The organism is Pseudomonas sp. WS 5411, from assembly GCF_012985595.1.
In the GTDB taxonomy this organism is placed as follows: Bacteria; Pseudomonadota; Gammaproteobacteria; order Pseudomonadales; family Pseudomonadaceae; genus Aquipseudomonas; species Aquipseudomonas shahriarae.
Genome location: NZ_JAARMC010000002.1, coordinates 616,529 through 629,794, shown reverse-complemented (window position 1 = coordinate 629,794; position 13,266 = coordinate 616,529). Strand labels below are relative to the sequence as shown.

The window sequence follows — 13,266 nt, the reverse complement described above, 5'->3', positions numbered from 1 at the left end:
CGATCTCGCCGCCTTCACCCACAGTTTTGGTGGCGGTCAGCACTACATCGACTTTGTCGATGGTGTCGTTGATGGTGGTAGTTGCGCCATTGCCAGCAACCACGAGCTTCTCGAAGTTGCCGCCGTCAGTCCCTGTGATCTGGACGGTCTGGGTGCTCTTATCGACGAACACGTCATCGCCAGGGGCATCAACGGTGACGGTGCCGACTGTTTCGCCCGCTTTGATGGTGATGGTTTGTTTGTTATCGAGTGTCAGGGTGACGTCAGTGTCAGCCTTGTTGCTCAAGGTGGCGGTGTAAGTGATCTGGCCACCTTCACTCACTTCCGAAGGAGCCGTCAGCGTCACTGTCGTGGTGTTATCGGTACCTGGGGTATCAGTGACAGTCGTGGTGACTTTGTCAGTACCTGGAACCAGGTTTTCAAAGTGCTCGCCACCGGTGACTTCTTTAATGCCGGTAGTAACAGTCTGGTCGCCTTTGTACACATCATCTGGAGCCACAACCGAAACAGTCCCGCTCGACTGGTTCACACCAATGGTGATGACCTGGTTGTTATCCAGGGTCACGGTCACAGGGCTGGTGATGTTAATCACCGGCGCGCCGTTTTTATCCACCAAGGTAGCGGTGTAAACGATCTCGCCGCCTTCACCCACAGTTTTGGTGGCGGTCAGTACCACATCAACCTTGTCGATAGTGTCGTTGATCTGCGTCGTCGCCCCACCCGGTGCGATATCAAGCTTCTCGAAGCCACCACCCACGATGTCCGGATTGATCGTGACGTTGATCGGACCTGCATCTTTGAATACGTCGTCGCTCGGTGCCTTGGACGTCACCTGGCCTGTCGTCTCGCCCTTGGCGATAGTGATGACGTCACCATTGCTCAAGGTCAGGGTCAGGTCGCTGCCGGCCTTATTGCTCAAGGTCGCGGTGTAGGTGATGTTGCCACCTTCGTCGGCCTCGCCTGGTGCGGTCAGGGTGACGGTGGTGGTGTCGGTGGTGCCGGGTGTGTCGGTCACGGTGGTGTTGACCGGCGTGGTGCCCGGTACCAGGTTCTCGAAATGCGCGCCGCCGGTCACATTGGTGATAGCGGTGGTGACGGTCTGGTTGCCCTCATACACGTCGTTCGGCGCAACAGTGGTGGCAGTGCCAGCGGATTGGCCGACACCAATGGTGATGGTCTGGCCATTGTCCAGCGTCACGGTCAACGGATTGGTGGTGTTGGTGACCGGGTTACCTGCCTTGTCCACCAGCGACGCGGTGTAGACGATATTACCGCCTTCGCCCACGGTGGTAGTCGCAGTCAGGACCACATCGACCTTGTCGATAGTGTCGTTGACGGTGGTGGTAGCGCCATTACCGGCCACTTCCAGTTTTTCGAAGTTACCGCCAGTAGTCTCGACGATCTTTACGGTTTGCGTGCTTTTGTCGACAAACACATCATCGCCTGGAGCATCGACGGTGACGGAGCCGACGGTTTCACCCGCCTTGATGATGATGGTCGAACCGTTATCCAGTTTCAGCGTAACGTCAGTGTCGGCTTTATTGGAAAGCGTGGCGATATAGGTAATCTGGCCGCCTTCGCTGACATCGCCTGGCGCAGTCAGGGTTACGGTGGTGGTGTCGACCGAATCGGTGATGGTGGTGACGGCTGGCGTGGTGTTGGGCACCAGGTTTTCAAAGTTGCCACCGGTCGTGCCGGTGATGGTCGTCGTGACGGTGCTGCCGTTGACGTAGACGTCGTTCGCCGGGGTGTCGACCACCACGGTACCGACGGACTCGCCGGCCTTGATGGTGATCACCGAGCCGTTGGACAAGGTCACGGTCACCGGGGTTTGCGCCGGGTTGGTCAGCGTCGCGGTGTAGGTGATCTGGCCGCCTTCGGTGACGGTGTTAGTGGCGGTGAGGGTCACGCCGGTGTCGTCGACCGAATCGGTAATCGTGGTGACGGCTGGTGTGGTGTTGGGCACCAGGTTTTCGAAGTTGCCACCGGTTGCCCCGGTAATGGTGGTGCTGACCGTGCTGCCATTGTTGTAGACGTCGTTGGCCGGTGTCTCTACCACCACTGTACCGGTGGACTTACCTGCCTCGATGTTGATCACCGAGCCGTTGCTCAAGGTAATGGTGACGGGCGTCTGCGCCGGGTTGGTCAAGGTCGCGGTGTAGGTGATCTGACCGCCTTCGGTCACCGTTTCGCCTGCTGTCAGGGTCACGGTGGTGGTGTCGATGGTGTCGGTGATCTGGGTGACGGCCGGCGTCGGGTCGACGGTCACGATCAGGTTGTTACCGCCGGTGGTGCCAGTGACGGTGACGCTGATCTGGCCTGGGTCGATGTACGGGCTGTCATTAGGCGCCAGGGGCACATTCACGGAGCCAGTCACCTGGCCGGCCGGGATGGTGATCACCGCGCCGTTGGACAGGGTGACGGTCAGGTTGCTGGTAGACGGCTGGGTCACCGTGGCGGTGTAGGTCAGCACGCCGCCGGCTTCGGTGATGGTCGGGGTGGCACTCAGGGACAGGGTCGACGGCAAAGGTGCTGCCGTGAGCGGGTCGGTCGGCTGCCCGCCGAGTTCGTTGGTCAACGCATTGGTACCGAAACCCAGGCCAGCCGTCGGGAAACCAATGGTCGGATCAACCGAGCCTGCGGTCTCATCGAGCATCACAAAGCTGTGACCGCCCCCCGCCGCGCCGGTGCCAGCAGCTGCCGCGCCTGCGGCGGTGGCTTCCAGGTCGGTGGTCGGGTCAGCGCCGGCGGCGATTGCCTGCTGCAGTTCGGCAACCGAAGGTGCAGCCTGTGCGGTGGCTTGTGCCAGGTCCGTGCTGGAGTCGGGCGCGGTGGCGCTCCACTGGGTGTCACGGCCCAGGTCCAGAGTACGGCCATCGGCCAGCTCCAGGCTGACTGCGCCCGACATACCGGTGTCTATCTGGTCGCCGGCGAAAAGGCGATCACCTTCAACAAGCACCCGGCGGGCCCCTTCCGGAGAAATGACGAAAACTTGGCCAACAATGCTTTTGACGATGGCAACAACACTGCTCATTGAAGATTTCTCCGGCGATCCATTCTGTGGGTGTTCCTAGGGCTGAGATCCGATGGGATTCATCAGCCTGGGAGGTGCGTAGTTTATAAAACGAATGACGTCAAATAATTGGCTGTATTTTTTGGCTATTTACTTTATGCCAAACTATTGACCTTCTTGGCGCCATCCTAAACAATCGCCTCGCTAATGTCACATTGATATTCACGCGGCGAACCGTCCTACATGTGTGAACCAGTTCCGCTTTTGAACTTTCCGACGTACGGTCATTACGGTAGCCATTTTCTAACGCAGCACGCCAAGTTGCTGTGACTTGAGACAAGAAGTCCTGGGGATTCTTAAATGCGTTTGCACCTGCTTAAGGCAATACCGTTCGTTCTCGCCGCCAGTTTCGTTCAAGCCCAAACCCTGCCCCAGGCCATGCAGCAAGCGCTGGATGTGCACCCTGAGATTCAGGCAGGTGTCAATGCTCGTATCGCGGCTGACTATCAGTTGCGTGCGGCCAAGGGCGGTTACCTGCCCCGTGTCGACCTGAACGCCGGTTATGGCCGTGAAGGCACCGACAGCTCGTCCACCCGTGCCCGTGGTGGCCATTGGGACACCCTCAATCGCGGTGAGTCGAGCCTGCGTCTGCAGCAAATGGTTTTTGACGGTTTTGCCACCTCCAGTGAAGTTGGGCGTCAACAAGCCACCGTTAACTCCCGCGCGTTTTCGTTGCTTGGCACTTCCGAGCGCACTGCATTAACGGTAGCTCAGGTTTATCTGGACGTCCTGACCCGTCGTGAATTCGTGCGCCTGGCTGAAGACAACCTGCGTAACCACGAGCGCATTTACGACCAGATCAAGTTGCGCACCCAGCGCGGCGTCGGCAGCGGGGCTGACCTGGACCAGGCCGAAGCCCGTCTGGCCCAGGCCCGCAACAACGTGATCACCGAGCAGACCAACCTGGCCGATGCCCAGACCAACTACCTGAGCGCTGTCGGCCAGGAAGCCGATCAGTTGGAGCGCCCGCCTAGCTTCATGGCGATGCTGCCTGCAGACCTGAACGAAGCACGTCGCCAGATGCTGGATAACAGCCCGATCCTGCGCTCGGCCGAATCCGACATCGCCGCCGCCGAAAAACAATACGAAGCCGCCAAGTCTTCCTTCTACCCACGCTTCGACGCCGAGTTGGGCCGCAACGCCGACAACAACATCGACGGCGACGCCAGCCACAACAATGGCTGGGAAGCTATGCTGCGTATGCGCTTCAACCTGTATGCCGGTGGCAGCAACAAAGCCGAGCTGGAGTCCAAGTCCTACCAGTCCAACCAGGCCCTGGATATCCGCAACAACGCCTTGCGCCAGTTGAACGAAGAACTGGGCCTGGCCTGGAACGCCATGAACAACGCCAATGCCCAGGTGCCGATTGCCCAGCAATATGTCGACCACAGCAGCAAAGTACGCGGCGCCTACCAGAAGCAATTCAGCCTGGGCGAGCGGACCCTGCTCGACTTGCTCGACAGTGAAAACGAACTGTTCACCGCTTCGCGTCGTCTGGAAGAGATAAAAAACGTTCAGTTATTTACTCAGTACCGAATCAAGGCGACCATGGGCGAGTTGCTCAAGAGCCAGGGAGTGGTCGCACCGATGGCCTCCGTCGTCCAGAACGATGTGAAGCCGAAAGTTCAACTGCCGGGGATGAATTGAGCTATTCCTTATAGACCCATCCGTTAGTTGAGAGAGCCCGCGTGGAATCAGAAGTTAGTCGAGTCCATCTCAGTCATGATCCACGCACATTGCACGACGACCCGTTACTCGACGGGTTGTTGGCTCTCTGCGCCCTGCACCAGAAGCCTGCCAGTGCGGCAATGCTGACCACCGGTCTGCCATTGCCGTCACAGCAACTGACTGCCGATTTGCTGGCCCGGGCCGCGGCCCGCGCCGGTTTGCAAGGCCGGCTGCTGCAACGCAAACTCGATTCGATCCCCGCGATTGCCATGCCGGCGCTGCTGTTGCTCAAGGACGGCCGGAGTGCCGTGCTGCTCGGCTGGCAGGGTGAAGACGAGGCCCAGGTGCTGCTCAGCGAAAGCGATGGCGGTGAAACCATCGTCAAGCGTCAAGCCTTGGCTGATGACTACATCGGCAAAGTGTTTTTTGCCCAGCCCCAGCACAAATTCGATGTCAGCCACGGCACCCTGATCCCTCGGGCCCGTTCGTGGTTTCGCGACACCCTCAAGCGTTCGCGCTGGCTCTACGCCGATGCCATCGCTGCCAGTTTCCTGATCAACCTGATTGCCATGGCCGCGCCGCTGTTCGTGATGAACGTCTACGACCGCGTGGTGCCGAACCAGGCCACCGCCACCCTGTGGGTGCTGGCCACCGGTATTTTCATCGCCTACGTCTTCGACCTGGTCCTCAAGAGCTTGCGCAGTCTGTGCCTGGACCTGGCCGGCAAAAAAACCGACCTGATCATCTCGGCCACGCTGTTCGAGCGGATCGTCGGCATGTCGATGAAGTACCGCCCGGCGCGGGTCGGCAGTTTCGCCCAGAACATCCACGAGTTTCAGAGCCTGCGCGACTTCCTCGCGTCCCTGACCCTCACCAGCCTGATCGACTTGCCGTTCACCCTGCTGATCTTCATGGTGATCGCCATCCTCGGCGGGCACCTGGTGTGGATCCCCATGCTGGCTTTCCCGATTGCCCTGGGCATCGGTTACCTGCTGCAAAAGCCGCTGGTCGCCACCATGGAACGCACCATGGCCCTGGCCTCCGAGCGCCAGTCGAGCCTGATCGAAACCCTGGCCGGGCTGGATGCGGTCAAGGTCAACAACGCGGAAAGCGAGCGCCAGTACCAGTGGGAGCAGACCATTGGCACCCTCAGCCGCCTTGAATTGCGGGTGAAAATGCTCTCTGGGCTGTCGATGAACATCACCCTGCTGATCCAGCAACTGGCGGGTGTGATCATGATTGTCTTCGGGGTCTACCAGATCATCGGCGGCAACCTCAGCATGGGCGGCCTGATTGCCTGCTACATGCTCAGTGGCCGCGCCCTCAGCCCCCTGGCGTCGCTGTCGGGCCTGATGACCCGCTACCAGCAGGCCAAAGTCACCATGGTCTCCACCGACCAGATGATGGAACTGCCTCAGGAGCGCAACTTCGAAGAGCGCCCCTTGAGCCGCCGCACCCTGCAAGGTGCCATCGAATGCCGGGGCCTGAACTTTACCTACCCCAACCAGCAGAACATGGCGCTCAAGAACATCAACCTGGTGATCAAGCCCGGCGAGAAAATTGGCATCATCGGGCGCAGCGGTTCGGGCAAAAGCTCCCTGGCCAAGCTGATCGTCGGCCTCTACCAGCCCGACTCCGGCGCCCTGCTGGTGGACGGGGTGGACATTCGCCAGATCGACGTCAGCGAACTGCGCCACAACGTCGGCTATGTGCCTCAGGACATTCAACTACTGGCCGGCACCCTGCGCGACAATCTGGTCTCCGGCGCCCGCTACGTTGAAGACGAAGTGGTGCTGCAAGCCGCCGAACTGGCCGGCGTCCACGAATTTGCCCGTCTGCACCCGCAAGGCTACGAACTGCAAGTGGGCGAGCGAGGCCAGAACCTCTCTGGCGGTCAGCGACAAAACGTCGCCCTGGCCCGTGCCCTGCTGCTCAACCCGCCTATCCTGCTGCTGGACGAACCGACCAGCGCCATGGACAACACCGGTGAAGAACGCCTTAAACAGCGCCTGCAATCCGTTGTGGAAAACAAGACCGTGGTGCTGGTGACACACCGGGCGTCGCTGTTGTCCCTGGTGGACCGCTTGTTGGTCATCGACCGTGGGCAAATCCTCGCCGATGGTCCGAAAGCCGTAGTGATGGAAGCGTTGAAGAAGGGGCAGATCAGTGTTGCGTAAATTCAAGGACGCAGTCCGTCGTTACTTTATCGGTTCCGATTCGCTGGACGGCCAGCCACTGCCAGAGGTCAAGAAGGCCCTGATCGAAGATGCCCCGCGCGTGGTGCGGCTGACCATCTGGGGGATCATCGGGTTTTTCCTGTGCATGTTGCTGTGGGCCGGCTTTGCCAAGGTCGACGAAGTCACGCGCGGTGACGGCAAGGCCATTCCTTCCTCCAAGCTGCAGAAGATCCAGAACCTGGAAGGCGGCATCGTTGCCGAGCTGTTCGTCAAGGAAGGGCAGATCGTCGAAGCCGGCGCGCCGCTGATTCGCCTGGACGACACACGTTTTGTCTCCAACGCCGGGGAAACCGAGGCCCAGCGCCTTTCCCTGCTGTTGCGTATCGAGCGCTTGAGCGCCCAGGTCGAAGACCGGCCGTTGAACATCCCTGAAGATGTGCGGGCCGCTGCGCCCACCCAGGCCATCAACGAGCAGTCGCTGTACGAAAGCCGGCGCCAGCAGTTCAAGGACGAAATCGGCGGCTTGCAGGAGCAACTGACCCAGCGCCAGCAAGAAATGCGCGAGTACACCTCCAAACAGAGCCAGTACCGTAACCAGCTGTCGTTGCAGCGCCAGGAAATCAACATGTCCGAACCCCTGGTCGCCCAGGGTGCGGTGTCGCCGGTGGAAGTACTGCGCCTCAAGCGCGCAGAAATGGAAACCCGTGGCCAACTGGACGCCACCACCCTGGCCATCCCCCGTGCCGACTCGGCGATCAAGGAAGTACAGCGCAAGATCGACGAGACTCGCGGTAAGTATCGCAGTGAAGCCCTGACCGAGCTCAACGAAGCCCGCACCGACTTGAACAAGGCCCAGGCCACCGGCAAAGCCCTCGAAGACCGGGTGAGCCGGACCCTGGTCACCTCGCCGGTGCGCGGGATCGTCAAGCAACTGCTGGTCAACACCATCGGTGGGGTGATCCAGCCGGGCAGCGACATGGTAGAAATCGTCCCGTTGGACGACACCCTGCTGGTGGAAGCCAAGATCCGCCCGCAAGACATTGCCTTCCTGCACCCGGGGCAAGAGGCCGTGGTCAAGTTCACCGCCTATGACTACACCATCTACGGCGGCCTCAAGGCCAAGCTGGAGCGCATCGGTGCCGACACCATCACCGACGAAGACAAGAAAACCACCTACTACATGATCACCTTGCGCACCGACCGCAGCCACCTGGGTACCGATGAGAAGCCGCTGATCATCATCCCCGGCATGGTCGCTTCGGTCGATATCATTACCGGCAAGAAAACCATCCTCAGCTACCTGCTCAAGCCCATCATCAAGGCCCGGGCGGAGTCGCTGCAGGAGCGTTGATCTTCAGTGTCTGGGCGGGCCTCATCGCGAGCAAGCCCGCTCCCACACTCAACCGCATTCCTATGTTGGAAATCGGTCGAATGTGGGAGCGGGCTTGCTCGCGAAGGGGCCCTCAACTTCACCCTATCCCTCAGCCCTGCCGCAAAAAGGCCATATCGTTATTCTCTAACGATATTTAAATTTCAATTCTTATATCTATAAAGTCACTCTCCTGACTGCCAGGGAGTGATCTCATGTCCACCGCCACAGCCGCCTTGCCCACCGCCCAAACCTTCGACATCCGCCCATTCCCCGGCAGCGTAGGCGCCGAGATCATCGGCCTGGACCTGTCGCGCCCGGTCAACGACCAGGATTTCGCTCGCATCCACCGTGTGCACCTGGACCACCATGTGGTGGTGTTCCGCGACCAGCGCATCACCCCCGAGCAACAGATCGCCTTCAGCCGCCGTTTCGGCGTGTTGCAGATCCATTTGCTCAAACAGTTCCTGCTGGCCAACCACCCGGAAATCCTCATCGTCTCCAACATCATCGAGAACGGCCAATCCATCGGCCTGGGTGATGCGGGCAAGTTTTGGCACTCGGACCTGTCGTACAAGGAACTGCCGAGCCTGGGCTCGATGCTCCACGCCCAGGAGCTGCCGTCCGAAGGCGGCGATACGCTGTTTGCCGACATGCACAAAGCCTGGGACCAGTTGCCCGAGCTTCTGCGCAAAGCCGTGGAAGGCCGCAGCGCTGCGCATTCCTACACCGCGCGCTACAGCGAAACCAAATTCGAAGGCAACTGGCGCCCAACCCTGACCCCCGAGCAACTGGCCCAGGTCGCCGAAGTGGTGCACCCCGTGGTGCGTACCCACCCGGAAAACGGCCGTAAGGCACTGTTCGTCAGCGAGGGCTTCACCACGCGCATCGTCGGCCTGCCCGAAGACGAAAGCCGCGACCTGCTGGCCCAGCTCTTCGCCCACAGCATCCATCCGCAAAACATCTACCGCCACCGCTGGCAGCCCCACGACCTGGTGTTCTGGGACAACCGCTCGCTGATCCACCTGGCCGCCGGTTGCCCCAGCCACCTGCGCCGCAAGCTGTTTCGCACCACCATCCAGGGCGACGCCCCCTTCTGATTCGGAGCATGACCATGTCCAGGAAAACCCCCTTTGCACGATTGGCCGCGACTGTGGGCCTTGGCGTCAGCCTGCTGGCCGGCAGTCTGGTTGCCCCGACTGTCGCCCAGGCCGAAGGCGAGATTCGCATTGCCGAGCAGTTCGGCATCGTTTACCTGCTGCTCAACGTGGTGCGCGACCAGAACCTGATCGAGAAATACGGCAAGCAGCAAGGCATCGACATCAAGGTCGACTGGACCCAGTTGTCCGGCGGCGCGGCGGTCAATGACGCGCTGCTCTCCGGTTCCATCGACATCGCCGGTGCCGGTGTCGGCCCGCTGCTGACCATCTGGGACCGCACCCACGGCAAGCAAAACGTCAAGGCCGTGGCCTCCCTGGGCAACTTCCCGTACTACCTGGTCAGCAACAATCCCAAGGTCAAGACCATCGCCGACTTCACCGAGAAAGACCGCATCGCCGTGCCGGCCGTGGGCGTTTCCGTGCAGTCGCGGTTCCTGCAATACGCCGCGGCCAAGCAATGGGGCGACAAGGAGTTCAATCGCCTGGACAAGTACACCATCGCCGTCCCGCACCCGGACGCCACGGCCGCGCTGATCGCCGGCGGTACCGAGCTGACCGGGCACTTCTCCAACCCGCCGTTCCAGGACCAGGCCCTGGCCAACCCGAACGTGCATGTGGTGCTCAACACCTATGACCTGCTGGGGCCGAACTCGCCGACCGTGTTGTTCGCCACCGAGAAGTTTCGCAATGACAACCCGAAAACCTACAAAGCCTTTGTCGATGCCCTGACCGAAGCCGCGCAATTCGCCCAGAACGACAAGGGCGCCGCCGCCGACACTTACATTCGGGTAACCAAGGCCAAGATCGACCGTGCCGCGTTGCTGAAAATCATCGATAACCCACAGTTTGAATTCAGTGTCACCCCGAAAAACACCTACCCGCTGGCCGAATTCCTCTACCGCGTGGGCGCGATCAAGCACAAACCCGAATCGTGGAAGGATTACTTCTTCCAGGATGCCAAACCGCTGCAAGGGAGCTGAGATGAACGCGCCCTTGCAAGGCCACACGGCCAGCAACCTGATTACCGCCCAAGCCTTGCTCGCGGTGGATCACGTCAGCCTGGAATATCGCACCCCCGAACGGGTGGTGCGGGCCACCCACCAGGTCAGTTTCGAGATCGACCCGGCCGACCGCTTCGTGCTGCTGGGGCCTTCGGGCTGCGGCAAGTCCACGTTGCTCAAGGCGGTGGCCGGGTTTATCAAGCCCTGTGAAGGCGAGATTCGCCTGCTGGGGCAGAAGGTCGAGCAACCGGGCCCGGATCGCATCGTGGTGTTCCAGGAGTTCGACCAACTGCCGCCCTGGAAAACCGTCAAGCAGAACGTGATGTTCCCGTTGCTGGCGTCCAAGACCCTCAAGCGCCGCGAGGCCGAGGAGCGGGCGTTGTACTACCTCGACAAGGTTGGCTTGAGCGCCTTTGCCGACGCCTATCCGCACACCCTGTCCGGTGGCATGAAGGCGCGGGTGGCGATTGCCCGGGCATTGGCCATGCAGCCGAAAATCCTGTTGATGGATGAGCCCTTCGCCGCCCTTGATGCCCTGACCCGGCGCAAGATGCAGGAGGAGCTGCTGCTGCTGTGGGAAGAGGTGCGCTTCACCCTGTTGTTCGTCACCCACTCCATCGAAGAGGCACTGGTGGTGGGCAACCGCATCCTGCTGCTGTCGCCCCATCCAGGGCGCGTGCGCGCCGAAATCCACAGCCATCAATACGACCTGCACAGCCTCGGGGGTGTGGCGTTCCAGGCGTCGGCGCGGCGTATTCATCGCCTGTTGTTCGATGAGTCGCCCGAGGCCGAAACCGAACTGGATTTCGCCGATATCCGCATCGCTTATTGAAGGACCGTGCCCATGCGCCAGGAATATGAAATCACCCTGCAACCGCTGCCCGGCGTGCCCGTGGAGCGCGCCTTACCCCTGCGCCAACGCCTGTGGCAACAAGGCTGGCTGCGCAAGGGCCTGATCCTGATCGTGCTGGCGATCCTCTGGGAGGCGGCGGCGCGCTATCAGAACAACGATCTGCTGCTGCCCAGCTTCTTGCAGACCTTCCACGCCTTCTACGACGGCATTGCCAGTGGCGAGTTGCTGGGCAAGGTCAGCATTTCCCTGGTGGTGCTGCTCAAGGGCTACCTGATCGGGATTGTCCTGGCATTTGCCCTGACCACCCTGGCAGTCTCGACCCAGATGGGCCGTGACTTGCTGAGCACCCTGACCTCGATGTTCAACCCGCTGCCGGCGATTGCCCTGTTGCCCCTGGCGTTGCTGTGGTTTGGCCTGGGGCAGAACAGCCTGATCTTTGTGCTGGTGCACTCGGTGCTGTGGGCCTTGGCGCTCAACACCTACTCGGGGTTTATGGGGGTGTCGGAAACCCTGCGCATGGCCGGGCGCAATTACGGTCTCAAGGGCATGCGCTTTGTGCTGTTTATCCTGATCCCGGCGGCGCTGCCGTCGATCCTCGCCGGTTTGAAGATCGGCTGGGCCTTTGCCTGGCGCACGTTGATCGCTGCCGAATTGGTGTTTGGCGCCACCAGCGGCAAAGGCGGTCTGGGCTGGTACATCTTCCAGAACCGTAACGAGCTGTACACCGACAAGGTATTTGCCGGGCTGGCGGTGGTGATCCTGATCGGCCTGCTCGTGGAAAACCTGGTGTTCGATACCCTCGAGCGCGTCACCGTGAAGCGCTGGGGCATGCAGCGCTAAAAAGCCTGCTACGATTGCGTGCGCTGTACTCCAAACCCATCACGAGTGCTTGGCATGCAATTACCGGATATGAACCTGCTGGTGGCCCTCGACGCCTTGCTCGACGAGGGCAGCGTGGTGGGTGCCGCGCGGCGGATGAACCTGAGCCCGGCGGCGATGAGCCGCACCCTGACGCGCATTCGCGAAGCGGTGGGCGATCCGATCCTGGTGCGCGCCGGTCGCGGTCTGGTGCCCACGCCCAAGGCCCTGGAGTTGCAAGGCCAGGTGCGCAACGTGGTGGAGCAGGCGGCGTTGTTGTTCCGCTCGGCGGACGAGGTTGACCTGAGCACCTTGCGCCGACGGTTCAGCGTGCGCGCCAATGACTTTTTTGTCGGCGTGTATGGTGGTCGTTTATTCGACACCATGGAGCGGGTGGCGCCCCATTGCGAGCTGCGCTTTGTCCCGGAAGGTGATAGCGATGACGAAGCCTTGCGCGAAGGGCGCCTGGACCTGCGCGTTGGCAACACCATGCCGATTACCCCGGAAGTGAAGGTGCAGAACCTGTTCTCCACCACCTTCGTCGGCCTGGCCCGCGAAGGCCACCCGTTGTTCGACGAAGAAATCACCGCTGCGCGCTTTGCCAGCTACTCCCATATCAGCATCTCGCGGCGCGGTATCGCCCGAGGGCCGATCGACACCGCCCTCAGCGCCCAGGGCCTGGAACGCCGGGTGGCGATGATCGCGCCGGGGTTTCACGGTGCGATGTTTATGCTGCCTGACTCCGACCTGATACTGCCGGTGCCCAAGGAAGCGCTCTACAGCGCCAATCGCCTGAAACTGCCACTGCGCGCATTTACCCTGCCGATTTCCCTGCCGACCCTGGTCCTGACCCAGGCCTGGCACCCGCGTTTCGACAAAGACCCGGCGCACAAATGGCTGCGCGAAACCATGCGCGAAAGCTGCGCCGCGACCTGGCGCGAAGCCCAACCCACCTGACGACCACGATCAAAATGTGTGGAGCTAGCCTGGCTTGTGTGGGAGCTGGCTTGCCTGCGATAGCGGTGTGTCAGCTAAGGCATCTGTCACTGATACACCGCTATCGCAGGCAAGCCACCTCCCACATTCAATCATTGCGTCTGGCGCAGT

The 13,266-nt window shown here is 61.0% G+C and carries 9 protein-coding genes; 8 read left to right on the top strand and 1 reads right to left on the bottom strand.

Annotated elements, in window-relative coordinates; translation table 11 throughout:
• Positions 1–3,034 (bottom strand): retention module-containing protein (locus HBR93_RS06575; protein ID WP_169960027.1); only part of this gene is annotated, 3,034 nt, incomplete at its 3' end.
• 339 nt (positions 3,035–3,373) lie between these two features.
• Between HBR93_RS06575 and HBR93_RS06570 the strand changes: the two genes are divergently transcribed.
• From HBR93_RS06570 to HBR93_RS06535, 8 genes are all read left to right on the top strand, one after another.
• On the top strand, positions 3,374–4,720 hold the full coding sequence (locus HBR93_RS06570; protein WP_057438932.1) for a TolC family outer membrane protein: 1,347 nt from the start codon (positions 3,374–3,376) through the stop codon (positions 4,718–4,720).
• A gap of 41 nt (positions 4,721–4,761) precedes the next feature.
• Complete coding sequence (locus tag HBR93_RS06565) at positions 4,762–6,918, top strand: type I secretion system permease/ATPase (RefSeq protein WP_057438933.1); 2,157 nt, start codon at positions 4,762–4,764, stop codon at positions 6,916–6,918.
• Complete coding sequence (locus HBR93_RS06560) at positions 6,911–8,269, top strand: HlyD family type I secretion periplasmic adaptor subunit (protein ID WP_115129340.1); 1,359 nt, start codon at positions 6,911–6,913, stop codon at positions 8,267–8,269. The genes HBR93_RS06565 and HBR93_RS06560 overlap by 8 nt, the downstream gene beginning before the upstream one ends.
• Before the next feature lie 233 nt (positions 8,270–8,502).
• Positions 8,503–9,387: a TauD/TfdA family dioxygenase gene (locus tag HBR93_RS06555; RefSeq protein WP_169960026.1), complete on the top strand. Its 885-nt coding sequence runs from the start codon at positions 8,503–8,505 to the stop codon at positions 9,385–9,387.
• A 14-nt stretch (positions 9,388–9,401) separates the two neighbouring features.
• On the top strand, positions 9,402–10,427 hold the full coding sequence (locus HBR93_RS06550) for an ABC transporter substrate-binding protein (RefSeq protein ID WP_057438936.1): 1,026 nt from the start codon (positions 9,402–9,404) through the stop codon (positions 10,425–10,427).
• A 1-nt stretch (position 10,428) separates the two neighbouring features.
• Positions 10,429–11,280, top strand: a complete 852-nt coding sequence (locus tag HBR93_RS06545) for an ABC transporter ATP-binding protein (protein WP_169960025.1) — start codon at positions 10,429–10,431, stop codon at positions 11,278–11,280.
• A gap of 12 nt (positions 11,281–11,292) precedes the next feature.
• Positions 11,293–12,141 (top strand): ABC transporter permease, encoded by an 849-nt coding sequence (locus tag HBR93_RS06540; protein ID WP_057438937.1) that lies wholly within the window; start codon positions 11,293–11,295, stop codon positions 12,139–12,141.
• A gap of 54 nt (positions 12,142–12,195) precedes the next feature.
• Positions 12,196–13,116 carry a LysR family transcriptional regulator gene (locus HBR93_RS06535; protein ID WP_057444856.1) on the top strand — a complete coding sequence of 307 codons (921 nt, stop codon included), beginning with the start codon at positions 12,196–12,198 and terminating at the stop codon, positions 13,114–13,116.
• The last annotated feature ends 150 nt before the right edge of the window (positions 13,117–13,266 follow it).